The sequence below is a fragment of the Gallibacterium genomosp. 3 genome, assembly GCF_001678475.1.
In the GTDB taxonomy this organism is placed as follows: Bacteria; Pseudomonadota; Gammaproteobacteria; order Enterobacterales; family Pasteurellaceae; genus Gallibacterium; species Gallibacterium faecale.
The window spans coordinates 31,363-57,743 of the sequence record NZ_JTJR01000045.1 but is presented as its reverse complement, the minus strand read 5'-3'; the positions used below and the strand labels follow the sequence as shown (position 1 = coordinate 57,743).

At 38.3% G+C, this 26,381-nt stretch carries 16 protein-coding genes and 1 CRISPR repeat array (1 of these 17 running past the window's edge); of the genes, 6 read left to right on the top strand and 10 right to left on the bottom strand.

All coding sequences use genetic code 11. The annotated features are described in order from the left end of the window. A CRISPR array of direct repeats spans window positions 1-117; the repeat unit is 28 nt; unit sequence CTTCACTGCCGCATAGGCAGCTTAGAAA; it reaches 500 nt to the left of the window's first position. A 158-nt stretch (window positions 118-275) separates the two neighbouring features. Further along, window positions 276-3,605: a type I-F CRISPR-associated helicase Cas3f gene (cas3f, locus tag QV06_RS10165; protein ID WP_065238037.1), complete on the bottom strand. Its 3,330-nt coding sequence runs from the start codon at window positions 3,603-3,605 to the stop codon at window positions 276-278. Continuing rightward, window positions 3,602-4,570, bottom strand: a complete 969-nt coding sequence (gene cas1f, locus QV06_RS10160; protein WP_065238048.1) for a type I-F CRISPR-associated endonuclease Cas1f — start codon at window positions 4,568-4,570, stop codon at window positions 3,602-3,604. Before cas1f ends, cas3f begins: the two co-directional genes overlap by 4 nt. Before the next feature lie 321 nt (window positions 4,571-4,891). On the opposite strand from cas1f, the gene QV06_RS10155 reads away from it, so the two are divergent. Then, window positions 4,892-5,236 carry a hypothetical protein gene (locus QV06_RS10155; protein WP_065238036.1) on the top strand — a complete coding sequence of 115 codons (345 nt, stop codon included), beginning with the start codon at window positions 4,892-4,894 and terminating at the stop codon, window positions 5,234-5,236. Window positions 5,237-5,238: 2 nt separating this feature from the next. Then, window positions 5,239-5,535, top strand: a complete 297-nt coding sequence (gene nadS / locus QV06_RS10150; RefSeq protein ID WP_065238035.1) for a NadS family protein — start codon at window positions 5,239-5,241, stop codon at window positions 5,533-5,535. Between the two features lie 249 nt (window positions 5,536-5,784). Here nadS and yegQ read toward each other — a convergent pair whose 3' ends face one another. Both yegQ and dnaQ read right to left on the bottom strand, forming a co-directional pair. Then, the gene (gene yegQ, locus QV06_RS10145; RefSeq protein ID WP_065238034.1) at window positions 5,785-7,170 is read right to left on the bottom strand and encodes a tRNA 5-hydroxyuridine modification protein YegQ; all 1,386 of its coding nucleotides are present in this window, start codon (window positions 7,168-7,170) and stop codon (window positions 5,785-5,787) included. 122 nt (window positions 7,171-7,292) lie between these two features. Further along, window positions 7,293-8,054 (bottom strand): DNA polymerase III subunit epsilon, encoded by a 762-nt coding sequence (gene dnaQ / locus QV06_RS10140; protein ID WP_065238033.1) that lies wholly within the window; start codon window positions 8,052-8,054, stop codon window positions 7,293-7,295. An 81-nt stretch (window positions 8,055-8,135) separates the two neighbouring features. Between dnaQ and rnhA the strand changes: the two genes are divergently transcribed. Beyond that, entirely contained in the window at window positions 8,136-8,603 is a 468-nt protein-coding gene (rnhA, locus tag QV06_RS10135) for a ribonuclease HI (RefSeq protein ID WP_065238032.1), read from the top strand. A gap of 252 nt (window positions 8,604-8,855) precedes the next feature. Then, complete coding sequence (locus tag QV06_RS10130) at window positions 8,856-10,856, top strand: BCCT family transporter (protein WP_065238031.1); 2,001 nt, start codon at window positions 8,856-8,858, stop codon at window positions 10,854-10,856. Between the two features lie 380 nt (window positions 10,857-11,236). Here QV06_RS10130 and cydC read toward each other — a convergent pair whose 3' ends face one another. The 6 genes from cydC to QV06_RS11590 all read right to left on the bottom strand — a co-directional run bounded on the left by cydC (window position 11,237) and on the right by QV06_RS11590 (window position 23,373). Continuing rightward, window positions 11,237-12,973 carry a heme ABC transporter ATP-binding protein/permease CydC gene (cydC, locus tag QV06_RS10125; protein WP_065238030.1) on the bottom strand — a complete coding sequence of 579 codons (1,737 nt, stop codon included), beginning with the start codon at window positions 12,971-12,973 and terminating at the stop codon, window positions 11,237-11,239. 10 nt (window positions 12,974-12,983) lie between these two features. Further along, on the bottom strand, window positions 12,984-14,738 hold the full coding sequence (gene cydD, locus QV06_RS10120; RefSeq protein ID WP_065238029.1) for a heme ABC transporter permease/ATP-binding protein CydD: 1,755 nt from the start codon (window positions 14,736-14,738) through the stop codon (window positions 12,984-12,986). Between the two features lie 69 nt (window positions 14,739-14,807). After that, complete coding sequence (gene trxB, locus QV06_RS10115) at window positions 14,808-15,767, bottom strand: thioredoxin-disulfide reductase (RefSeq protein WP_065238028.1); 960 nt, start codon at window positions 15,765-15,767, stop codon at window positions 14,808-14,810. 41 nt (window positions 15,768-15,808) lie between these two features. Continuing rightward, the gene (locus QV06_RS10110) at window positions 15,809-16,657 is read right to left on the bottom strand and encodes a co-chaperone YbbN (RefSeq protein WP_065238027.1); all 849 of its coding nucleotides are present in this window, start codon (window positions 16,655-16,657) and stop codon (window positions 15,809-15,811) included. A 190-nt stretch (window positions 16,658-16,847) separates the two neighbouring features. Then, complete coding sequence (locus tag QV06_RS10105; protein WP_065238026.1) at window positions 16,848-23,246, bottom strand: autotransporter domain-containing protein; 6,399 nt, start codon at window positions 23,244-23,246, stop codon at window positions 16,848-16,850. Beyond that, window positions 23,164-23,373: an ESPR domain-containing protein gene (locus QV06_RS11590; RefSeq protein ID WP_082985090.1), complete on the bottom strand. Its 210-nt coding sequence runs from the start codon at window positions 23,371-23,373 to the stop codon at window positions 23,164-23,166. The genes QV06_RS10105 and QV06_RS11590 overlap by 83 nt, the downstream gene beginning before the upstream one ends. A gap of 325 nt (window positions 23,374-23,698) precedes the next feature. Here QV06_RS11590 and QV06_RS10100 point away from each other — a divergent pair, with 325 nt between their 5' ends. Continuing rightward, window positions 23,699-25,474 (top strand): AAA family ATPase, encoded by a 1,776-nt coding sequence (locus QV06_RS10100; protein WP_065238025.1) that lies wholly within the window; start codon window positions 23,699-23,701, stop codon window positions 25,472-25,474. Between the two features lie 129 nt (window positions 25,475-25,603). Next, a complete protein-coding gene (fabA, locus tag QV06_RS10095) occupies window positions 25,604-26,149 on the top strand; it encodes a 3-hydroxyacyl-[acyl-carrier-protein] dehydratase FabA (RefSeq protein ID WP_065234534.1) in 546 nt (181 codons plus the stop codon). Window positions 26,150-26,381 lie beyond the last annotated feature (232 nt).

Sequence of the window (26,381 nt, the reverse complement as noted above, 5' to 3'; positions counted from 1 at the left end):
ATTCGTGATTAATCGAGAGTTAAAAAAACCTTCACTGCCGCATAGGCAGCTTAGAAAAACGTAAGCCTATTGATTTAATTACGTTGGAACTTCACTGCCGCATAGGCAGCTTAGCGATTAAAGGCGAAAGAAAATGGGCTTTGCTACCGTAAGGCAGCTTAAACCTAAAATTATTTGTATCTATCTATTCTTATTTAAAAAAGCTTTAAATCTGTTTTAAACCCTATTTAAAATTGTCAACTATGATTTTTCTATATCTAACCGATATAAAAAATCTATTGCTCATTTTCTTTCTGCCAAAATCCTAAAAATTCATTAAATTGCCAAATTGCTTCTGTTTGTGAATCTTTAGTTAAAGAAACCGTTGCATATGAAACTGCAACTTGTTCAAGTTCTTTATTTTTTAACTCTTCCGCTAATTCATCCAATACTATTGCTAGTGAAAAATTAAGCCATGGCTTAATTTGTGAATTTGTCAATTCAAGTGGGCGATAATCAAAACGATGATATTCTTTCGCACAAGAATAAGGATCTTGAGATGCTTTCTCATAATAGGCAAAAGCATAATGCCACTCACTTAACTCATCAGGTAAACAGACAAACTCCTCCATCGGTTGAGAAGCTCGAAATGGCGTAGTTAAGCTATAATGTGCTGTTAATTTTGCATTCTCTGTACGCCAATATCCATTTACATAATTAAACGCTTGGCTATGAAACATCTTAAACATCACATTATGTTCTAGTATCGCTAATGTGTCATATTTGTTTTTCTTAGGTGCAATTTCTTCTGCCTGATAAGTAATTCTTGGTATAGCATCAATTACTGCAAGTTGATCTTGTGTAATAATTTGTGCCGTTTGATGTGAAACCAATCCATTCTCTTTACTTTCAAATCCTGGTCGTGTAAATAGTCCCTCTCGATATGGTTTACCCGTCAATCCTCGCCAATTACTTGGTAATAATGCAATATTTGGTATTTCTGCTACTTTATCCGGCCGATGTCGCCACACTCTCCCGGCTAATTGAATAATGGAACGCATAGATGAAGGATCAATAATTGCCCAATCATAATCATGATCCCGCCCAACTTCTGTGACAGGACTTCCTACGACAATAAAAATATGATGTTGTTTATCGCTATTCCGTAAAGCAGTTTGAATTTCTGGTTGCTGGAAAATGGCTTGTGGATCATAACGAGTAAGTAATCTATCTAAACATTGTTCTAAACGATTTCGTAAAAGTAGCAACTGTCTAGAGTGGTAACAACAAATATGAATTTCCGTATCCGCAGCGCATTGCTGTTGTAACATCGCCAAAATAGTTGGAATTATCGGCTTAATATTCGCAAAACGAATCAAACCTAAACTAACCGTCTTATTTGATACGCTATCTTGTGTATAAAATTGGTGATGAAAATCTATTGCTTTGTTGATTAGATAATTTGCAAATACTGGCCAATTAAGTAATTGGTTTTCGCCTCCAGCAACATTAGGTAAATCCATCACATTGGCAATACGTCGTATAGGTTGCTGTTTTAATTTCGCAACACGTAATTGAATAAATTCAGTATGTTTTTGCTGATATGTGGATAAATCACCACAAGTAAACGCCTGTTGATTAAACTCATCAAACCAAGCACAACAAACACCAGTTGAGGGATAATTATTATTATGATTCCAGATTTTTCGTCCTGTCTGATAAGCTTCATACAAACCACTAATTAAATCTGGCGTCAGCGTAGCTGATGATAGCAACACTTTACTGCCAAACAATCCTGCTAAATGCACTAAACGACTTAATGCAGGTAAATCATTTTGATCGAAATCATCAGGTTCATCTAAGATTAAATCTCCTGTTAATAACCGTAGAATTGGCACAATATGCTTACCACCACGCAAACACTCACTCGCATTCATCAGATAATCAACGGTACAAGTTACCAAAGGTGTTTGTAATAATTGTTTGGCTTTCTGGTTTGCTAATAATGTATTAAATTCAGCAATCGAATCAATGGCATGTTCCCCTACCACACCACCATCAATTTGCAGTGTATCTAACCAATCTTCTGCTGACTCACTTCCTGTTTTTTCTTGTAACTCAAATAATTTACTAATAGCATTACCGCCAACTAACACAGCCAGTTCGTCATCATCCAATTTTAATTTACTTTTTAATGCCTTACCGGTTTGTAATGTTAATACTCTTAATCCCAATGCAATCGTGAATCTAGCGCCTTGCTGCGGATTCGCTAATCCATACATAATCCTTGTATTACCGAGTGTTTTACCACACCCCGTACTTGCCATATTTACACCGAAAAATCCCTGTTTTTCAGTAAGTGGTTGTAATTGTTTGGCTAATTCAAAAGCTCTATTTTGCCATTGGAAACGAGCAATATCACTACGTTTATTAAAGCCCTTATGTTTTAAAAAAGGTAATAATGCAGGTAACTTCGGCAGAATCCGTGCAAAACGTACCGCACTTTGACAAACACCCAATAAATGCTCATCTAACCGCTGTTTTGCTTTTCCTTGTGAATCTGTATTCGCTAATAAAGGAAAATCTTTCTCACCTAAATGTGGATCGGATGGTAATGAAGAATAATGATGATCAGCGGTAATTAATGATAATCGAGAAAGCAGCAGTAGAAAATCGTCCGCAATCTCTGCATGATGACTGAGTAAATTAAGTAATCCTTGATGTTTTAACGCCTTATTTGCCCAACGGCTCATCGCTTTTTGCCAAGCTGTGCTATCAGAAACTAAATGTGAAAATTGCCAAAACTTTTCTGGATGAGGATGTTCACTATGCGGATTAAATACCCACCCATTACTCGCTGATAAACGTCGATAAAAACGAGTTAGCGTATCTGGTACTTCTTGATGCCACGTTTTTTTCTTACTCTGATTATTCTCTGCAAATTCTGCTAAATAAGGTGTTCTATGGTGCGAAGAAATCAACCAAATTAATGCTTTAGCTAATGGTGGTAAGGATTCAAAACCATCTTGATTAGGCTGTTTCCCCTCTTTTTTTAGTAATTTTAACCAATCAGGGTATTGCTGTTGATACTCAGCCCAATTTGCTAAACGCGTTAACCATTCGACATCTGTCGTACACCCTGCAATCATTGCTTCAAAAATTCTTACAGACACCCATTCATGTCGATAACAATCTGCAAAAGTGCGTGCTGCTGGCATTAATTTTGTCTGAAAACCAATACTTGATTTTCCCAAATCGTGCAGAAGCGCTGCTAATGCAGCAATAATTTGAATGTTATACGCATTAATCCAAGCAACTTCATCATCTTTCCGCAAAATATCACGTTGTGTTCTATTGGTTGGAATTCGACCTTTTTGATTAAATTGACTTTGATCACCAACAATCCATAACAACGAAGTTTGATTTTTTCCATGTGTCCAATAGCAGGCTACTGCTGTATTCTTTCTTGCTGTTTGTCGTAATAATTGTTTTAACGTTTGCAATCCTGCTTGCGTAATCGCGGTTTGCCAAACACGATCCCCGCAACGTTCTGCAAATTGATCTAAAATCCGGCAAGTTTCTTTTAATGCATTTTTTTGACACTGGCTCACTAACAAAATATTCATAGCTCTGCTCCTTGTTGAGCAAGCTGTTTCAATCCCTCAATAATGATATCTAATGCTTCAAATTGCAGTAGATTTTCAATGCAGTTATGGCGAAAATCATTTTCCTCATCGCCTTGTAGAGAAGAAATAAAAGCCTGTGGCAAAATTAATGCGTCTTTAATCATATCCGCTGCATCGAATACCAGTCCACCTCGTCGAGTTTTACCATGTAACACAGCTAACCCATGTGGCAAACCTAGTACCCAACAAGCTGTTGCGCCTAACCCATAAGCTAAATAATTACCATGATCCAGAAATTGATTTGCTGAATCAAACGCTTCACCACGTTCACTACGTTTAAAACGGGGATCTTTAATCGTATATTGATTAGCTAATGTATAAAGACGCTGAGTAAATCGTCCTTCTGCGGTTAATAAAGCCTGACTCGTTGTCGCTTGTTGAAATTCTACTTCTGCAGCTTGTACGACTTTTTCCAATAAAGTCCGATTAATCTGCCAATCTAATTTTGGCCAGCACTGCAAAATCGTTTGTAATCGTATATGCTGTAAACTTTTTGCTACCGTTAAACGTTTTTCATCATCAAACCAAAAAGAACACCATTGCTGTAAATACTGTACCGGTCGATATTCACTTTGTGGGCTAAAAAACTCACAACCAATCTCTGCTTCTGTGCCAGCAAACAAAGGGGTACCGCCACCGCTGCAAAATCCAATCATTACCCCTGCTTTTGCCAATTCTCGCACTGCTGCTTGTGTAATCGAAGTACCTGTTCCCAGTAAAATACAAGTCGTATTTGCAATAGGAATGTTCCAGTATAACGATTCTTTACCTTGATCTGTAACATACTCAACTCGCCCACCATTCACTAATACTCGGCAATGTTCCAGATAATATAAATTTGCTCGTTTAGAATGGAGAATAGTTTGTAGATTGGAGGAAGGGATATAGTCTGATCTCTTGTTCATAACGGTTAACTCACTAAAAGTAGAATTCAATTCATTATAACAAGAAGCAAAGCTATCGTTTTGTTTATTAAGAAATAAATAGCTATCAGATGATAAAAAATCCCCTTTATTCGGGATAAATAAAAAATACAAATAGCTACGGATATCATATCTGACAATTAAATAGTGAGTTAAAAAGACTTAATTCTGTCCGTAAAACATTACAACACAAATAACAACCAAGAAGTTGTAGCTTATCAGCAAATCAAGAATAAAACAGTTTTTCTTTTTTACTTGACCTTGTACAGGGTACAAATTAAACTAGATTCGTTAGGAGTCAAGATGAATACTGATAAATTTATAACGTTTATTGAAACCCCTATTTTTGAGGAAGATAGAAAGGCCTTACTTTCTGATGATGAATATCAAGTATTTCAAACCTATATGCTAGAGAATTTCCATTTAGGCGATTTTATTCAACATACAGGTGGATGCCAAAAAATCAGATGGAAATTGTCAGGTAACAATAAAGGTAAAAGTGGTGGCATAAGAATTATTTATTATTCGCTCACAGCTAAGGGAAAATTATACTTATTAATGATGTACCCTAAGAGTGAAAAAGATAATATGAATGCTGCAGAAAAAGCAATTTTAAAATCAATAGTCGATAAACTAAAAGGAGATTGAAAATGGATAAAAATTTATTTGATCGCCTAATTAAAAGTGCTGAACAAATGGTCGCCATTGAAAATGGCGAATTACAACCGGCTCCTAATACTGTAACCAAATTTCGTATTCCTGATGTAAAAAAAATTCGTGCTAACACACATTTAAAGCAAAATGAATTTGCAGAGCTATTAGGAGTAAGTACTGCATTAGTGCAATCTTGGGAAACTTCCCGCAGGGTACCCAATGGTCCCGCACTAAAATTACTCTATATCATTGAAAACCAACCAAAAATTTTAGAAACCTTAAAAGCGATTTAATTTATAAATGAAAGGAAAGTTCCAAACTTTCCTTTTTTTACATCTATATGATTTAAAAATAGAAATGCTATAAATAAAAAAATCCCCTTTATTCGGGATAAATAAAGGGGCAAACATTTGGAGTCATATTTTAGGGTACGGGTTGCATTATAATGATCAAAATTTCATAATGCAATAACATTTTTAATATTTTTTTAACGTTTTTAACCTTATTTTCTCATTTGAGGATTTTAGTTAATTTATCCTACCCTAACTTTTTTTCTCGCCATGCGGATTTCTGGTATCAGCATCAACTAAATTACGCATTAATAAGGCATAATCTAACTGTACGTCCTCAGGAACAGGCACAAATACAAAGTGTCCATCACCTAAAGCCGCTTCAACAGCTTCCCCTTTGCGATTAAACATCTGGTTAATTGTAAAAATAATGTTACCATTTGGTGTCATCATTTCGACTTCATCACCCAATAAGAATTTATTTTTTACTGCAATTTCTGCCATCCCATTTTTACGTATACCCGTAAATTCACCGACAAATTGCTGACGTACTGAAATGGAATAACCGTAATCATAATTTTGGTACTCATCATGTGTATGACGGCGCAAAAAACCTTCGGTATAACCGCGATGTGCCAGAGATTCCAATGTGGTTAATAAACTCTCATCAAATGGCTTACCAGCTGCAGCATCATCAATCGCCTTACGATAAACTTGTGCAGTTCTAGCACAGTAATAGAAAGATTTCGTTCTGCCTTCGATTTTCAGTGAATGAACACCCATATTGGCTAATGTTTCTACGTGTTGTACTGCACGCAAATCCTTTGAATTCATGATATAAGTACCATGTTCATCTTCAAATGCTTGCATCTGTTCATCTGGGCGTTGGCTCTCGGTTAATAAAAAGACTTTATCTGTTGTTGTTCCTTCACCCAACGTTGGTGCAACATTTTTAATTGGAATGATGTCATTCGGATCAACAATATTACCTAATTCGTCTTCTTGCCCCTCTTTCACTTGATATTCCCAGCGACAAGCATTGGTACACGTTCCTTGGTTTGGATCACGTTTATTAATATAACCTGACAATAAGCAGCGACCTGAATACGCCATACATAATGCACCATGTACAAATACTTCAATTTCAATATCTGGTACTTGACGGCGAATTTCAGCAATCTCTTCTAGTGATAATTCACGCGATAAGATGACTCGGGTTAAACCCATTTGATGCCAGAACTTAACACTCGCCCAGTTCACCGCATTGGCTTGTACAGAAAGATGGATCGGCATTTCTGGGAAATGTTCACGTACCAACATAATTAAACCAGGATCAGACATAATTAACGCATCTGGCCCCATTTCTACTACTGGCGTGAGATCTTTAATGAAGGTTTTTAATTTAGAATTGTGCGGTGCAATATTGACCACAACATAGAATTTTTTGCCTAATGCGTGTGCTTCATCAATCCCAATTTTCAAATTAGCGTGATTAAATTCATTATTACGCACACGTAAACTATAACGAGGTTGGCCTGCATATACTGCGTCTGCACCATAAGCAAAAGCATAACGCATATTTTTTAGTGAGCCAGCAGGCGAAAGCAGCTCAGGTTTTGTCTGAATTTCAGTTGTCATATTTTTCTCTTGTCTGATCACAGGTCAGGTTATGCCACTTAAGGCATAAATTTAAGGTATAAATATTGGGGGATGAATTTTAATCAGCCACTGCTAAGAATGCAAGTGGCTAATCAAGGTTACTATTGGGTTGATGATGTTTCTGCGAGTAACTTTTCCCACAAGCATTGATTGCCACTTTTTTTATTGATCAACTCAATATATTTTTGATGGGCGGCTAACTCCTCTTCTGTAGGTTTTAAGATAGCCAAATTATGCCGTTTAATCTCACCTTGTTCTTCACCTTGTGCCGCACTTCCGGTCATCATTGGTAACGTTTCTGCATCTAGCATTAAACTGCCTTGTCCACCAGTCATCGCTAAATACACATCCGCTAAAATTTCCGCATCCAGCAAAGCTCCGTGCAAAGTCCGCTTACTATTATCAATTCCTAAGCGTCCACAAAGTGTATCTAACGAATTTTTCTTCCCTGGATAAAGCTGACGAGCCAATTTTAACGAGTCTGTCACTTGGCAAATATCATCAGTTTGTAACGTCTGTTTTAGGAAAGAGAACTCTTGATTGATAAACGCCACATCGAAGGGAGCATTATGAATTACTAATTCAGAACCTTTAATAAACTCGACAAATTCCTCAAATACATCAGCAAAACGTGGTTTATCTGCTAAAAATTCATTAGTAATTCCATGCACTTCAATCGCTGCAGCATCAACTTCACGATCTGGTTGTAAATAGACATGGAAATTACGCCCTGTATGCCGTCTATTCATCAGCTCTACTGCACCAATTTCAATAATACGATGCCCTATTTGTGGTTCACTGCCACCGCTCATCCCTGTGGTTTCTGTATCCAGTACCACAATTCTATTTTGATCAATTTGCATATCTTTGTTTTTCTTTTGTGAATTAACTCTCTATAATTAAACGCCATTTTAACAATACAAATCTTGAATACAAATCCTGTCATGCGAAAAAAAGTTGAGATCTTTACTGATGGTTCTTGTCTGGGTAATCCGGGAGCGGGTGGTATTGGCATCGTATTACGCTATAAACAACACCAAAAACAACTCTCTGCTGGTTATCATTTAACCACCAATAATCGAATGGAACTATTAGCCGCGATTACCGCATTAAATACCTTAAAAGAACCTTGTGAAGTAACACTATACAGCGATAGCCAATATCTGCGTAAAGGCATTACTGAATGGATTATGCTATGGAAACGTAATCAATGGCGGACTAGCCAGAAAAAAGCAGTCAAAAATCAAGATCTTTGGATAGCTTTAGATCAAGCTATTCAGCGACATCATATCACTTGGCATTGGGTAAAAGGCCATGCAGGACACCCAGAAAATGAGCTATGTGATACCTTAGCCAGAGAAGCCGCATCTCACCCTTCACAACCAGACATTGGTTATCAACCTGAAAAGTAACTAGATAAAAATGCTAAGTTAGCGATTAATACAGTATTAAAAACTGCAAATTTGTACTTTAAAATATAATCTGTTACTATTTTGCAGTTTTTTGACACTTTATCGGGAATACTACTTTCCCTTTCGCATTTAGATAGTTCATTCTTTGTCCTATCTTCCTCTCGTGTAAGGCGTTGTCCTAATGCTTTTCACCATCAATGATGACACTATGTTTCGTTCATCATAAAAAATAAATTTATAGGAGATATCATTTTGAATTTGCTACGTTATTGCAAAACGACGAGTACGTTTAAGGCACCTATTTTTGTGCCAAGTCTATTATTTATTCTTGGTGTAACGGGATTAGGTATTTTCGCCCCACAAACCACAGAAACTTTGTTAGATAGCATTAAAAGCAACATTTTCACCAATTTCAGTTGGTTTTATGTGATTGCTGTTTCTATTTTTATTATCTTCTTACTATTACTTTGTGCGAGTAGTTTAGGGGACATTAAATTAGGAACTGAAAATGAAGAACCTGAATACCCGTTTATGTCATGGATGGCAATGTTATTTGCCGCAGGTATGGGAATTGGTTTGATGTATTTTGGTGTTGCAGAGCCGATTTCACATTATGTTGCACCGCTTGCAGAAAACGCTACTCAAACGGAAAAAGTTGAAAATGCCTTACTTCTCTCCTTTTTCCATTGGGGTATCCATGCTTGGGCAATCTATGCTGTCATCGGACTAACTCTTGCTTATTTCAGTTTCCGTTATAAATTGCCACTTACCATCCGATCTGGTTTTTACCCGATTTTAAAACATCGTGTATCTGGTTTCTGGGGTCATGTTATTGATATTGTGGCACTTTGCAGTACAGTTTTCGGGGTAACCACCACCTTAGGTTATGGTGCCATGCAGTTAGATGCAGGATTACACGCCATTGGCTGGATGAGTGATCGTAGTATCACCACCCTTTCAATCATCATTGTTATCGTGATGACGTTAGCTGCTATTTCTGCCATTACTGGGGTAGCAAAAGGGGTTCGCCGTTTAAGTGAAATCAATTTAGGTATGGCTATCTTCTTGATGATTTTTGTCTTAGTTGCTGGCCCAACCATCTATTTATTTAGTAATTTCTCTGAAAATATTGGGAATTATCTCAGTAATTTTATCGAATTAAGTTTCCGTACCTTTGCTAATCAACCAGATAAACAAGATTGGTTTAATGGTTGGACTGTACTTTACTGGGCTTGGTGGGTTTCATGGGCACCATTCGTTGGTTTATTTATTGCGAAAATTTCTAAAGGTCGTTCGATCCGTGAGTTTATTCTTGGTGTGTTATTTGTGCCATCGCTCTTTAATGCCTTATGGATGACGATCTTCGGTGATTCTGCGATCTGGATTGATCAACAAACACAAGGTTCATTATCTGCATTAAGCAGTAATACTGAAGCTTTACTATTTGCTTTTTTTGATCATTTACCTGGCTCAACAATTGCCTCTTTACTGGCAATGTTAATTATTGCGTTATTCTTTATTACCTCTGCTGATTCTGGTATCTACGTTATCAATAATATTGCCTCACAAGGTAAAGAGAATTCACCAGCATGGCAAAGTGCATTCTGGGCGATCTTATTAGCGGCTTTAGCCATCGCCTTATTACGCTCTGGCGGATTAGCTGCCTTACAGACAATGACCTTAATCATTGCCTTACCGTTTACTTTAATTATGTTGTTCCTCTGTTTTGGTCTATGGCGTGGGTTAATGGTAGATAGCCAATATTTCTCGAAAAAATTTGCTCACGGTAGTTCGGTTTGGACAGGTAAACAATGGCGTGAACGGTTAAGTAAAATTATGACTCAACCACAACGTGCGGATATTAAAGCATTCTTTGATAAGATTGTACTGCCTGCATTTAGCGAATTAGAAGCAGAACTTAAAGGGTATGGTTTAAGCGTGCAAATTAAAAAATATGCGCCATTACGTGTTGCATTAGTGATTAAAAACGACAATATCCATAATTTCTTATATGGTGTTTCAGGTGAAAAACGTTCACTGTCTAACCTGTTAATTGAAGATGATCGTTTACCACATATTGAGCAACATACAATCTATGAACCTATTACTTTCTTTAATGACGGGCGTGAAGGTTATGATGTGCAATATATGAGTAAAGATGAATTAATCGTTGATATTTTGAAACAATATGAACGTTATATGAATCTTGCCTTAGATGACACACATAGCTTATTACTTAACGATTTGTCATAAAACAGACTAAAGCCCCACCAAATCACTATTTGAGTGGGGCTTATTCAATGCAAAAATAACTTTTTTAGAAAAAACCTGCGATAAATTCTAGAATTCCTGAACCCCAATAAAATACGATCACAAAAATACCGATGGCAAACAGTATGTATCCGAAGTATAGTGAACACTCGTAAACATCATGTGCTTTATTTTTTGATAAGAAAGCAATAACTATTGTTACTAGGAAATCACCGCTAAAGGAATAACCATATAAGACCAAATAAAATCAGACATACCGCCTCCTATTAAAAGCCCCACATAATATAAGATAAATAAAAATCTTTATCTTATCAGCCTAAGTAATGTAAATAGCTAATAACAACTCACTATCCACACGATGATTAATAAGAAATACGATTAACCAATTTAAATAGCAATGAATCCGCTGTTTGTGATAATTGCGTAAAATCACCTTGCTCAACCACTTGTGCATTATCCATCACAATCACCTGATCAAACTGATCTAATCCTGTTAAGCGATGCGTGACCATAATTAATGTTTTCTGTTGGCAATGTGCTAATAATAGCGCTAATACCTGGCGTTCTGTTTCACGATCTAACCCTTCGGTTGGTTCATCTAATAAAATAATCGGAGCAGACGATAATAACACTCGCGCAATACCTAAGCGCCGTTGTTCACCACCAGATAAAGTGCGACCACCATCACCTAACCACGTATCTAAACCTTGTTCTTGGGAAAGCAAATAACCTAATCCTACTTGGTGTAGTAAATCAGCAAGCTGTTGATCCGTCGCTTGTGGATTTGCTAAACACAAATTCTCACGTAATGTATCGCTGAAAATATGCACTCGCTGCGTTAATAAAATGATCTGTTGTCGTAAGCTTTCTTCGCAATACTGATCAATAGGCTGCCCTGCGAGTAAAATTTCCCCTTGCGTTGGCATATAGTTACGAATCAATAACTGTAATAAGGTGGATTTCCCACTGCCTGTTTTACCTAAAATAGCAATTTTTTGCCCTGCAGTAACAGCAAAACTCACATCAGTTAAAGCTGCTTCTGCTCTGTCAGGGTAATTAAAATGTAGATGTTTGAGGGAAAGCAAAGGTTGAGTATTCGCTGCTACCGTTTTCAATGTGCCATTAAATGTCACTAATGGCTGTTGTGAAATAATATCGGTTACGCGTTCAGCGGAAGCAATGACCTGCCCTAAATGCAGAAATGCTGCTCCGATTGGCATTAAAATTTCAAATGAGGCTAATGCCGAAAAGGTCACTAACGCAATTAATGCCAATTTAAAATCCCCAGACCCCATTGGCGTTGCAGCGGCTAACCACAAGGTAATCACCACAATCACCCCATTGGCAAACAATAATATGGCGCTCGATAACCCCGCTAATTGGGCTTCTCGTTGTTGATTTTGCAACCATTGCTGTTCGGTTTGTTGTAACCGTTGTTGCAATGCTTCGCCTGCATTAAATAATAGTAGCTCTGCTTGAGCTTGGATATATTCGATAAATTGAATACGGTATTTCGCACGACTTGCGGTTAATGCCGCACCAAAGCGTTGTCCTAACCGATAAAAAACAGTCGGGATCACCAGTAATAACACCAATAAACTGCCAGCCACAAACAAAGCAATCTGCAAGTTAAGAAAACTTAAGCCAATCCCAATAAAAATAATCATCCCAACGGCACTGACAAATGGGGCAAATAGACGTAAATACAATGTATCTAAGGTATCCACATCCGCCACTAAACGATTTAACAATTCGCTATTGCGATAACGGCTTAATACCGCAGGGCTTAATGGAATAATCTTTGTAAACACCGTAACACGTAACTTTGCCAAAATCTCAAAGGTGACATCATGGGTCACTACTTTTTCAAAATAACGTGCGACAGTTCGACCAATAGCTAATCCCCTTACCCCTGATGATGGATAGAAAAAGTTAAATAAAATTGACACGCCTGCAATCGCTGCTGCTGCTAAAAACCAACCTGATAAAGTTAATAGCCCAATACTTGCAGCTAAACCAGTTAGCATTAAAATGATCCCTAATGCCAAACGTAATGGCGTATGTTTAAACATTGCAAAAAACGGAAATAATGAACGCATTAAATTATCCTTAACTAACTGCGGTTTCACGTTGTGCCAATAGTTCAGCAAAATAGCCTTGATCCTGTAATTCACTGAATCTACCTTGCTGCACAATCTTACCTGATTGCATCACTAAAATTCGATCAGATTGCTTTAAATCTTCGATACGGTGAGTAATCATCAAGGTTGTTTTGCCTTGACTAAGCTGCTGCAAACTGGCTAAAACTTGATTTTCTGAACGGGCATCTAAACTGGCGGTAGGTTCATCTAATAGCAATAATGGTGATCCTGTTTTTAATAAAGCCCGCGCCACTGCCAAACGTTGTGCTTGCCCTACCGACACCCCTAAGCCACCGTCTTGTAACTCTTTATCTAACAATGGTGCAAGTTCTGCAACATACGCTTGTTGCAATGCGACGATAAGCTGTTGATCTGTTGCTTCACGATTAGCCAAACGGAGATTTTCTCGAATAGTACCTTGTAATAAAAATGGATTTTGCCCAACCCAAGCAAGTTTATTACGCCAAGCAGTTAAATTAAGTGAACGTAACTCTACCCCATTCACTAATAAACTGCCTTGATAAGGTAAAAAACCTAATAACACATTCATTAGTGAGGTTTTGCCTGCGCCACTTTGCCCAACTAAAGCAACATTTTCCCCTGCCTTAATTTGAAACGTCAGCGGTTGAGTTAATGCTGTGCCTGTTGGTGAAAGCACAACCAACTGTTCTGCTTGCAAGCTAATTTCGTCCGCGTCTAATCTCATCTCACCTTGCTGTGCAATTAAGAAATCTTGTTGCAAAAATGCTTCTATCGTGTCGGCTGCCCCCACTGCGGCGGCTTTATCATGATAATAAGTACCTAAGTCACGCAGTGGTTGATAAAACTCTGGTGCTAAAATTAAACAGAAAAAACCTGAAAACAGGGTGACACCTGTACTATATCCACCAAAATTAATTTGTCCCAAATAGCTAAAACCAAAATAAACCGCAGTTAAGGCGATTGAAATTGAGGTAAAAAACTCTAATACAGAAGAAGAAAGGAAGGCAATTTTCAGCACATCCATCGTAGTTTCACGAAAATCTTCACTCCGTTCCTCTATTTGTTCTGTTTGTTGTTTAGTACGATTAAAAATGCGTAGGTTTTCCAACCCTCTTAAACGATCTAAAAACTGCCCACTCAAACGAGCTAAGGTCGTAATATTACGTTGATTTGCTTCGGCAGCTTTTATTCCTACTAACGCCATAAATAATGGAATTAAAGGCGCAGTAATTAATAAGATTAGCCCTGCTGCCCAGTTAATTGGAAAGATCGCAATTAATAAAATCAGCGGTGCTACCCCTGATAAATATTGTTGAGGTAAATAACGAGCATAAAAATTATGCAAATTTTCTACTTGCTCTAAGGCTAATGTTGCCCAACTGCCCACAGGGCGATAAGCCAATGTTGCTGGCCCAACTTGCTGCAATTTTTGCATAATTTGCTGGCGTAAATGCTGACGCAACACGCGACCACTATAAAAGCCGATCTTTTCTCGGGCATACAACAATCCGGCTCTTACGGCAAAAATTATTGGCAACGTAATAAAAAGAGGAATTAATTGTTCACGTGGCACCTGTTCAATAATCAGATCATTTAATAATGAGGCTAATAACCATGTTTGCACAACCAATAATAGTGTTGAACAAGTTGCAAACAGAAGATTTAATTTAAGCGGTTTCTTGATAATTTTACTTTGCTGTTTAAGCCAAGTTTGAAGCTGTTTCTGGCGTGCTTTTTCCATATTCTGCCATACTGTAAAAATACAATAAAATCCCCTCAATAGTGAGGGGAATGAATTCAAAAAAAGGTGTTATTTTTGTGCGTCTAATGCATCAAGGTAACGTTCCGCATCTAATGCCGCCATACACCCAGTACCTGCTGAGGTAATTGCTTGGCGATAATGTTGATCCATAACATCTCCAGCAGCAAATACGCCCGCTACTGAAGTCGCAGTTGCATTCCCTTGTAAGCCAGATTTCACCACAATATAACCATTATTTAGCTCTAATTGACCTGCAAAAATATCGGTATTTGGTGCATGTCCAATTGCAATAAATACACCTTCTACTTCAACCTTTTCTTGTGCATCAGACTGTGTATCTTGTAATTGTAGATGGGTAACGCCCATATTATCACCACAGACTTCAGCTAAAGTACGATTGGTATGTAGCACAATCTTACCTTCTTCGACCTTTTTCATTAAACGATCTAAAAGAATTTTTTCACTGCGGAAGCTATCACGACGATGGATAAGATGCACAGTAGAGGCAATATTAGCCAGATATAATGCTTCTTCAACCGCTGTATTTCCGCCGCCAATTACGGCAACAGGTTTATTACGATAAAAAAAGCCATCACAGGTTGCACAAGCAGATACACCACGACCTTTATAAGCCTCTTCTGAAGGTAAACCTAAATATTTTGCTGACGCGCCAGTGGCAATAATTAACGCATCACAGGTAAAAGTTTGGCTATCCCCATAAAGGGTAAATGGACGTTGTGATAGATCAACTTTATTAATATGATCAAAGATAATCTCTGCTTCAAATTTTTCTGCGTGTTCTAACATCCGTTGCATTAATTCAGGCCCAGTTGTTTCGCCTGCATCGCCTGGCCAATTCTCAATTTCATTGGTAGTTGTTAATTGTCCACCTTGCTGTAAACCAGTTACTAAAACGGGTTTTAAATTCGCACGTGCGGCATAAATTGCCGCGGTATAACCTGCTGGACCTGATCCTAAAATTAATAATTTACTGTGTTTTGTTGTCATATATTGAATCCTAACTTAATAATTGATCTTTGTTGCGACACTTAATACAAGAGGGAATATACCAGACGGCGATACTTATTGGTTAAAGGATCGCTATTCCCCATTGCTGCCAAAATAGCTAAATATTGACGTTTTACTTCTCCCTCTTCTGCACCAAGATCCTTACGCAAAATAGCTAATAATAGCTCTAACGCTTCTTCATTACGATTCGCTTGATGTAATTGTACGGCTAATTTAATCGCAATTTCTGGTGTTGGTTGACGTTGATAATCTTGCTGTAATTGTTGAATCTCTGGTGTATCCGCTGCCTGAATCAATAGTTCGATTTGAGCTTGTAACCCTTGCCAACGGCTATCACGATCTTGCAGTGGAATTTGTTTCAGAATTTCTTGTGCGGGTTCTATTTTTTTCATTGCGATATAGGTTTCAGCGTAAAGCAAGGCAACATCACTATTTTTCTTATCTGAAACTTCCCATGCTTCCTTTAACAATGGTAACGCCTGTTCGTAATTATCCACTGCCAAATAATCTAACGCTTGATTAAACTTAATTTCATCTTCTTTCGGTAAAATTACCGCTAAACGTTGTTGTAATTCTGGTTCAGGCAATACACCGTGGAAGCCATCTATCGGTGCGCCATCTTTGAATAGATAAGTGGTCGGTAATGCTTGGATACGGAATTGTGCCGCGATCATCTGTTCAGTTTCACAATTCACTTTCGCTAAAATAAATTGATTTGGGTATTGGGTTGTTAAACGTTCTAATGTACTCACAAAACCATTTGAAGCATTATCAGTTGCAGCATAAAACACAAAAACTAATGGCTGCGTTTTTCCCATATCTAATACTTCAGCCAAATTTTGTGTATTTACCTCAATAATTTGTTGCATATACCATCCTTATTCTTCTGCAAAACTTGGGCAATTTTAACAAAACTACGGTTGCTTTGCAGTAAGTAAAAAATATGTCATTTTAAAAATAGTGAATTCAATTTGATACCAGAGTTTATTTATTCACAAAACAAATACGCCGCTATAAAAGCGGCGTATTGTTATTTTAAAAATAAGGTTAATAACCTAATTAAAATGCCATCTTAAACATAATGTTTGGTGTATGTTCAATATAGCCTTTACGTGCTGACGCATCATAACCTACTGATAACGTTGCTGCAGGGGTAATGTGGTAATTCATCTCAATTCCCAATTCACCGCTGACACGACCATGTTGTGCTCCTTGAGTTGTAAACTTAACATCCGGCGCACCCGCAAACGCTGCGCGTGTAGAGGCTATCTCACCAACTAAATCATAACCTACACCAACACGAGTATTAACAGAGAGCTTATCAGCAAGACGCGCTTTCATATCAACACCAACTTGGCTAACTAATGATTGGTTAGTGCCCGCATCAACATTAAGATTTAACACACCTGCACCACGTTCACTGTAATGGTTATTACGCACCACTTGGTAATCTAAACGGATAAATGGTTTGATCACAGCTTGTTCAGATGAGAACGCATTAAAGTTCACACCCACACCAGCATACCCAATCTTATTACCATAGTTACCTTGTGCAGTATGCTTCGCAAACTTAATATTACGTTTAGTACCTACATCACTGTAACCAATACCCGCTCTAAAGTCTAAATCAGCAATAGAGCTAATTGATGTATTACCATAAATACCTGCTTGAATTGTATCTGCTCGTAATGTTTGATTAGACACTGATTCACGGTTATAAGCATGGCTATAAGCATAGCCGATCATCGCTCCTAAGCGAGTTTGTTGATGACATTTCTCAACGCCAGCAGCAAAACCATAACTTTCGCTACGATATCCTGCTGCACCTTGGTATTGATCTTGGGTACCCCAACTACCGAAAGTTTTCGCCCAAATATGTTTATCACCTTGTTGAACGTTATCTTCACAACGGTCATAAATTTTCGCAAGATTTGCTAAATGTCTGCTTGTATCAGCAACAACTTGGCTGCTTGCTCCCGCTAAGGCAGGTAATGACTCTACTACTGCATCTATTGATTGTTGATCATCAAAAAGAGCATAGAATAAACGTGCTAGTGGTCCTGTTGGATCTTTAGCAAAGATACTATCTAATGCAGAAGCAATACTCTTCGCTCGCTCATACCCTAAACGATCAGCAATTATACCTAAGTCATCTTTAGATGGTTTAACGATAAATCTTATCTCATTTGGATTAGTTTGTGAATCTGGAATAAAGTCAAACAGATTACTATTATCATCATAAGAAGTGAATTTACCAGTTAACCCACCAGTATTTGATACCACTGCTCTAGATAAATCAATCTTATCCAAGTCAGGACTATCTTTAAACTCTTTAACATCTGTAAAGAATTGACCATCTAAGTGTAAATCACCATTAACACGTAACTCGCTCACGCCATCTGGAGTCGCCTTAACCACAAATCGGCTCTTAGGATTCATTGTTAAGCTACCCAACTCGGTATTTGGCGCATCTACAGCAAGTGTTCCATCATTATTAACATTGACAGTCGCCTGACCTAATTTACCATTATCTGTCAATCGTAGCGTACCTTCATCTATATTAACGGTACCCTCAAATGGGTTATCTGCAAGGATATCTAGCTCACCCGGACCTTTCTTATTGATCGTACCTGAACCTGCAATCGGAGTATCAGGATCTTGGGTTACCACACCATTTGCTGGCGTAGTAATATTCAACGTACCTGTTCGATCGACTGTTAAACCATCTTTACCCTTTTTAGCCGGATTGGTTTGGAATCCATCAAACAACTTCGCGCCATCAGCGGGAGACACATTTAACGTACCAGCAATATTGACAGCAGATGGCTTCGTATCCTCACCAATCGGATCGGTTGTAATCACATTCGGTGTCGTTACGGTTGTGCCCTTATCAATGGTTAAAGTCGTACCATTCACCACAATATCATTAGGGGTTTCTACTGTACCACTATTAATATTGGCAGGACCGCCCTCAAGCACTAAATGATCAGTCTTCAACGTACCTGTTTGTGCTTTATCGTTTGTACCGACATCTAATGTACCATCAGGATTCACGGTAATATTTTTCGTTGTTACCGTACCATCAATCTGGATACCTGCTTCTGATGCTGGATCACCATTGTTATTAGTGTTATTACCGACATTAATATTATCACTATCGAAAGTCGTTCCCTTATCAACAGTAACCTTACCTTTATTGATTTGAGTGGTATCAATGTCTGTTTCACCATTATTCAGATCGATACGCCCCCCATCTAAGGTAACATTAGTAGCGGTCAATTTACCCTTATCCTTAGGATTATCATTAGAGCCAATATCTAATGCACCATCAGATTTAACGGCTACATTTTCCGCTATAACATCACCGTTAGCCTGTAATTTAGCTGTATTAGAGCCACCATCTTTATTGTTACCATCAGGGTTATTACCGATATTGATATTGTCACTGTCTAAAGTCGTGCCTTTATCTGTAGTAAATGTACCGTCATTGATATTGGTGGTACCAATATCTGCTTTACCCACATTCAGATCCACTGAACCACTATCAATAGTTAGGTTAGTGGTTTCTAATGTACCTTTAACATCTGGTGTATCCGCATCAGGATCAGCATTCGTACCGATATTTAAGTGACCATCAGGCTTCACATTTACATCAGTTGCTTTTAAACCACCTTCAATATTTAATTTAGCGGTGTCTGAAGTCTCTTGTGAATCGCCAACATCTACCGTATCACTGTTCAATACTGAATTAGGTTTAATCCCTAATGTACCATCGTGTACAACGGTTTTACCTAACGTATTTTCTGGCGCACTTAACAACAAGCTACCATTACCATTTTTCTCTAATGTACCTTTTACAGGGGTAGCATTATCAGCAGTAGTGAGTGGATTAATCGGTGCATCAAGGTTTTGTGCTACATTCACACCATCTGCCACATCCACTTTTAACGTACCACCGACCTCAATAGTATCTGAATCACCTTGCTTAAAGCCGTCAAACAGTGGCTTATCCCCTGTCGGTTTAAGGCTTAGCTCACCACCACCTTGTACTTTAATAATTGCATCTGTATCATTATCAGTCGGTTGATTAGAAACAATGTTCTCAGCATTCACGTGACCCGCGACATCTAATGTACCACCATTCAGTGTTAGTACTTTTGGTGTGGTTAAATTACCATTTTCTGGATTAACCGTACCTACATTAACCGTACCTGGACCATCTACAGTCAATGTACCACCATTAACTGTTGCTGTACCTGCATCAAGCTTACCTTTATTAACATCCAGCGTACCGCCATCCATTGTAAAGGTGTTAACTTTTAAACTACCTGTGTCACCAATTTTAGTAGGTGCATCACCATCAGAAGGGATATCATTGGTCCCGACATTCACGGCCGCATCAGGTTTTACGGTCATTTCACCACTAACCGTTGCGTCACCATCGATATTGACATGAGCATTAATTGACTCGCCAGTCTTCTGATCATCACTATTATCACCCGCTTTCAGATTTTTTGTCGTTAAAGTGGCACCATTATGAACGTCTAATGTACCGTCTTGAACATCAGTATTCTCAGTAATCTTGGCGTTACCCTCAACGACAGCAACTTCACCACCCTCTACAGTTAAGTTCTTACCAGCTAATGTCCCTACAGTTCCAGGGGTACTGCCCTGTGGATCCGTACCTACGATTACTTTCGCATCAGGTTTAACTGTAATATCTTCAGTAGCCGTTACGGTACCATTCACATTCACAAAGGCATTCGTCTTATTGTTCGTACCTTGCTCGTCTTCATTATCACCCGCTTTCAGATTTTTTGTCGTTAGAGTAGCCCCTTTATCAACGTTTAATAAACCGTCTTTAACATCAGTATCCTCAGTAATGTTGGTTTTACCCTCAACTACATCGACTGAACCGCCCTCTACGATTAAGTTCTTACCGGCTAACGTCCCTGCAGTTGCTGGGGTATCGCCCTCTGCATCCGTACCTACGGTTACTTTTGCATCGGGTTTGACCGTAATATCTCCAGTAGCCGTTACTGTACCATCAATATTCACAAAGGCATTTGTCTTATTATTTGTACCTTCCTCGTCTTTATTATCACCCGCTTTAAGGTCTACCGTAGTCAGCTGAGTACCCTTAGCAACATTCAATGTACCATCTTTAACTGAAGTCGTTGCGGATACCGTTGCAGTACCTTTTGCAAGATCTACTGAGCCACCCTCTACCGTCAAATTAGTCGTACTAATAGATCCAGTATGCGTATCATCACCAATTTTCAAGTAACCATCAGAATCTACGCTGACATCAGTGGCACCTTCTACGGTTCCTGTTACATTAAATGTCGCAGTTTTAGCGGCTTCTTTGTCGGTTGCGTCTGCTACCTTATTATCACCCACTTTAACCGTAGTGCTCTTTAGGGTTTTATCTGGGTCTAAATCTAAGGTACCGTCTTTCACCCAAGTTGTACCAATGGTGTTGCCTGAAGCCAGTTTCAAGGTACCGTTACCATCTTTCACAAAGCTACCTGTACCTGTGAATACCGCACCGTCTTCTTGAGAAATCGTGGCATCTTTATCCGCAACTTGAGCTGTTAGCGTACCGTCAATTTGAATGCCTTCATGACCTGGATCGGTTTTGAAGTTTTCAAAGAGTTTATCACCGTTTATCAGATTGGTTGTGAGGCTACCGCCATTTTCAATATTAATCGTAGATTTATCAGTATCTGCTTCGGGTGTATTAGGATCTCTTGATTTAATGTTACCCACATTTACCGTACCGCCATTTTTTACATTAAGCGTACCGTTATCAATTGTGACATCACCGTAATCATTATCTGTGTGAGCCGTTTCAAGCGTACCGCCAACTGTTAAGGTTGCAACAGGTTGACCTTCCGTATAAGTCTTACCATCATCAATAATCACTTCACTGGTACCGATAATGCTACCGCCTGAAGCAATCTCTAATTCACCGCCCGATACGGTGGTTTTACCCGTGTAGGTACCAGAGCCAGTGTAGGTTACTTTAGCGGTATTGGTTTTTTCGATCTCACCAGTACCATCGATATTGCGTTCAATTGTTGCATCTTCGGTAAAGTTGATTTTTAACTTACCTTTATCTTCACCTTCACCAGTCGAAATCGCGGTCGTGCCTTTCCCCATTGATTCAATATTTTCAAATTGCAGCACGCCACCACGAATCAGCGTATTACCGCTGAAAGTATTGTCTTTATTGCTAATAATGGTGGTACCGCTACCTGCTTGCACGAGGTTACCCGTATCAGCCGCTTTATTTTCTGCTAGAATTTTATTATTTAATTCATATGTATTTGAACGTTTAATCTGTAAGGTTGCGTCTTTGCTTAAAACAATATCTGTATCACGAGCAATATCCCCTGTAGTACCCTCAGTTCCTGCTACTGCACCACCTTCATTACCAAGCTGTAAAGTTCCTTCTTTAACATTGGTATTGCCAGTATAGGTGTTACTTTCGGTATAAACCAAGGTACCCGCACCAGTTTTATTCACGGCTGATTTAGAACCATTAAAATCCTGAATCACGCCACCACCTTGAATAAAGGTCTTTTTAATAGTGCCGTCTGAATTAGTACCTACTTTAATCTCGGTATCATTCTTAAGCACTAAATTACCTTTAAACATTCCAGGATCATTAGGTCTAGCCGCTCTATACTTAGACTCCAATACCCCGTTATCAAAGTTAAATGTGCCTAATTGAGCTGTATTAACATTCTCTCCTTTAAGCTCACCCTCTCTAACAAATCCCTCGAATGTCGTCACATCTTGAGTAACAGCTAAAGTAGAATTAGTCACATTAACCGTACCAATATTTCGAACAAAAATACTAGTAAATGTACTGTTGTTAATATCGACAGAACTATTAGGACCTACAGCTAAACCACCTGAACTACTGGAGTTATTTAATAAGACTTCAGCATTATTCAAAGTGATCGTACTCTCACTAGCATACTTACCAGCTTCTGCACCTGCCCATAAACCATCAAATCTAAACTTACCTTCAGGAGAGCTTGTCGGATTACTAATCAACAAGTGGGAGTTATCCAATTTTAAATACCTAAAATAAGATGCGTTAGGATCAACATTATGGTTGATTGGGGAGTTATTACTATCTGTCCCCCATCCCATTTCATAGATAAACTTAACGATACCCGTATTAGTCGCACCCTGATTACCATCAATCGTAATCGTATCACCTTTGATCGTAGCAGATTGTCTACTAGACACTGTATCATTCGTTACCTTACCAGCTGTAGAAATAGAGCCTACAGGGTCAGTGGATGCCTTTCTCTGCGGCACTGTACCTGAAATCCCATCTGCTCCTGAAATCGTAACCGTTTCAGCAACAGCTTGATAAGAAATCGTTCCCATTGCCAGCAGTGCAAAAATAGAAAGGACTGTTTTTACCCCCCCCCCTAGCATTTACAGAGCGAGGAGTAGCAACTGAGGAGGTGCTAGATTTGCTTTTACCCTTCGCACTAGTTAATTCGGAAACACACTGCCAAATGCCTAATGTGCTGTTCCAAATCACTTTGTAGATTTTATTCATAATGATAGTTCCTTCAATATTAAAAAAATTTCTAAGACCAAATTTAATTTGCAATAACAAACTATCAAAATTAGGTCTATACCCTGCGTAAAAATCAAGCAATTTTAGCAGATTTTTTGTTAAATGTAAAATCCCCCCCCCTACTATTTTCTATATAAATCAACAAATTACAAGTATACCTCAATATAGGTAAATGATACTTTTTATATCTCTACTATAGGCTCTATTATCTATTTTTCTTACTTCCTAATTAACAGAATAGAAATCCACCCTTTACAGTAGTTTTGTGTATAATTCGCAGGTTAAAAAAGAAAAGAGAATAACTATGGATTTATTAAAATTAGATTGGCAGTCACTTGCACCCACCTTCGCGATTCAAGCTGAACAAATTAATCACACTATTGATTTTTGGGATTTACAGCCACGTGCTACCGCAGCGATTAAACATTGGTTAGCACAAGATAGGCATTTATTAGTATTAAAAGGTGAAGAACAATTTAGTGATTTACAGCGTTTAGAACGTTATTTATTACAGCATTATTTTGCAGATCAACCGTTGGCAATTAATGGGGTACATTATCAATTCCAGCAGCATAATAATGAATTTCCTATCATGGAAATGCGGACAGCTACGTCTGTACAGGATAATTTTATTCAACGTGATTGGGTAAAAAGTGCTGATTATCTTGATCCTCAACATCTATTTGGGCAAGTATTACAGCTAACTAATAGCGATAAACTGCATCTTATACCGGGATTAGTTCATCAATTAAATGGTGGGATCTTAATCGTTTCTATCGCACAACTGTTAGCACAATTTGACGTTTGGTTACGTTTATTAAGCTTATTGCAACAACAACAATTTCATTGGCATTTAGATAATATTCTGCAACGCCAGCCATGTGTTATTCCAAGTATGCCATTGAAATTAAAACTTATCTTAGTTGGCAGTCGAGAAAATATTGCCGAATTAGAAGCAATCCAACCTGACTTATACCAATTAGCTGATTATGCAGAATTAGCCGCTTATTGTGAGGTTGCCTCTGAACAGCAACAAGCACAATGGGCAGGTTATATTCAACATTTAGCAAAGTCCGAACTGCAACGTGATATTGATTTATCTGGCATTAATCGCTTGTATCAGTGGCTTGTGCGTGATAGTGAAGATCGCCAATTAATTAGTAATTCGCCTTCACAGATTTTACGCATTTTACAAGGTGCAATGATTACCCAACCCAAATCTAAGTTAATTACCGCAGCGATGATCGAAGATTGTTATCGTCAACAATGTTATCAGCGAGATTTATTGCAGCAACGTAGTTATCAAAGCGTCTTGGCTGAACAGATCTATATCGCTACTGATGGTGAAGAGATTGGACAAATTAACGGCTTGTCGGTAATTGAGTATCCGGGCGTACCCTATGCCTTTGGTGAACCCTCACGAATCAGTTGTTTAGTACAAATTGGCGAAGGGGAAATTGTCGATGTTGATCGTAAAAATGAATTAGCCGGCAATATTCACAGTAAAGGGATGATGATTGCACAATCTTGTTTAAGCAATATTTTGCAATTACCCAGCCAATTACCTTTCTCTGCATCACTAGTTTTTGAACAGTCGTACACTGAAATTGATGGTGATAGTGCTTCGTTAGCTATGCTTTGTGTATTAGTCAGTGCTTTAGCAGAATTGCCGTTACCGCAAAATATTGCAATTACTGGCGCGATTGACCAGTTCGGTTTGGTACACGCTGTGGGTGGTGTAAATGAAAAGATTGAAGGCTTTTTTGCAATTTGCCAACAACGTGGTTTAACTGGAAAGCAAGGAGTGATTATTCCTACTGTGGTTTGTGCACAATTAAGCTTAAATCAAGCCATTATTGAAGCAGTAAAAGCAGGAACATTCCATTTATGGATCGTTGAAGATGCGACACAAGCGTTACAAATTTTATTGCAACGTGATTTAGTAGAAATGCCTGATACTGAATATCACGAGGCTAATCGCCCACTAAACCAATTAATTATGCAAAATATTGAACTGAAAGCTGAGGCAAAACCTTTACTTAATCGTTGGTTTCCTTGGTTAAATTCGCACAAAAAATAAAAAAACTGCTCCGACCATTCAGCGAACAAGTGTAAGCCATTTCAAAAAGCATTTTTCCTTGCTAGAATAGCCAACATCTTATGTTTCCTTTTGGAAAGGATTTTTAACGCTCGCTTGGAGGAGATCAGTATGCCGAACAGTAGTTCACAAAAAAGAACATTCACCGCTCAAAAATCATTTAGCTATGAAGATTTATTAGCTTCTGGACGCGGTGAATTATTTGGTGAGAAAGGCCCTCAACTACCTGCACCCTCAATGTTAATGATGGATCGTATTGTTGAAATGGATGAAACGAAAGGGCGTTATGGTAAAGGTTATATTGAAGCAGAATTAGACATTCGCCCTGATTTGCCTTTCTTTGGTTGCCACTTTATTGGCGATCCTGTGATGCCGGGTTGCTTAGGGTTAGATGCGATGTGGCAATTAGTTGGCTTTTTCTTAGGCTGGATTGGTGGTGAAGGTAAAGGCCGCGCTTTAGGGGTTGGTGAGGTGAAATTTACAGGGCAAATTTTACCAACTTCAAAAAAAGTTATTTATCGTATTCATTTAAAACGTGTGATTAATCGTAAGTTAATTATGGGATTAGCCGATGGTGAAGTTGAGGTAGATGGTCGTATTATTTATACCGCAACCGATTTGAAAGTGGGGTTATTCCAAGATACAACGATGTTTTAGTGTTGTTTATACTGGTTATCTGTTATGGATAACCAGTTAAATTACTAACAACATATTTACTTTAATTAGCATTTAGATTTCGCCCTAAAGGGCGACCTTCTTTTATTCGCAAGCTAGCTTGCTCACCCTAACGGGCCGTTGCAAGCAACGTTCAAAAAGCTATCGCTTTTTGTCATTGAGTTTGCAAAGAAAAGAAGGCAAAAGAAAACAAACCCTCGCACACTTGCTAATC

What these genes read in the sequence shown, in the direction of transcription:
- cas3f (WP_065238037.1), bottom strand. Translation starts at nt 3,605, where the DNA reads ATGAATATTTTGTTAGTGAGCCAGTGTCAAAAAAATGCATTAAAAGAA.
- fabA (WP_065234534.1), top strand. Translation starts at nt 25,604, where the DNA reads ATGCCGAACAGTAGTTCACAAAAAAGAACATTCACCGCTCAAAAATCA.
- nadS (WP_065238035.1), top strand. Translation starts at nt 5,239, where the DNA reads ATGGATAAAAATTTATTTGATCGCCTAATTAAAAGTGCTGAACAAATG.
- QV06_RS10100 (WP_065238025.1), top strand. Translation starts at nt 23,699, where the DNA reads ATGGATTTATTAAAATTAGATTGGCAGTCACTTGCACCCACCTTCGCG.
- cydD (WP_065238029.1), bottom strand. Translation starts at nt 14,738, where the DNA reads ATGGAAAAAGCACGCCAGAAACAGCTTCAAACTTGGCTTAAACAGCAA.
- cydC (WP_065238030.1), bottom strand. Translation starts at nt 12,973, where the DNA reads ATGCGTTCATTATTTCCGTTTTTTGCAATGTTTAAACATACGCCATTA.
- QV06_RS11590 (WP_082985090.1), bottom strand. Translation starts at nt 23,373, where the DNA reads ATGAATAAAATCTACAAAGTGATTTGGAACAGCACATTAGGCATTTGG.
- QV06_RS10155 (WP_065238036.1), top strand. Translation starts at nt 4,892, where the DNA reads ATGAATACTGATAAATTTATAACGTTTATTGAAACCCCTATTTTTGAG.
- dnaQ (WP_065238033.1), bottom strand. Translation starts at nt 8,054, where the DNA reads ATGCAAATTGATCAAAATAGAATTGTGGTACTGGATACAGAAACCACA.
- yegQ (WP_065238034.1), bottom strand. Translation starts at nt 7,170, where the DNA reads ATGACAACTGAAATTCAGACAAAACCTGAGCTGCTTTCGCCTGCTGGC.
- QV06_RS10105 (WP_065238026.1), bottom strand. Translation starts at nt 23,246, where the DNA reads ATGCTAGGGGGGGGGGTAAAAACAGTCCTTTCTATTTTTGCACTGCTG.
- rnhA (WP_065238032.1), top strand. Translation starts at nt 8,136, where the DNA reads ATGCGAAAAAAAGTTGAGATCTTTACTGATGGTTCTTGTCTGGGTAAT.
- cas1f (WP_065238048.1), bottom strand. Translation starts at nt 4,570, where the DNA reads ATGAACAAGAGATCAGACTATATCCCTTCCTCCAATCTACAAACTATT.
- QV06_RS10110 (WP_065238027.1), bottom strand. Translation starts at nt 16,657, where the DNA reads ATGCAACAAATTATTGAGGTAAATACACAAAATTTGGCTGAAGTATTA.
- trxB (WP_065238028.1), bottom strand. Translation starts at nt 15,767, where the DNA reads ATGACAACAAAACACAGTAAATTATTAATTTTAGGATCAGGTCCAGCA.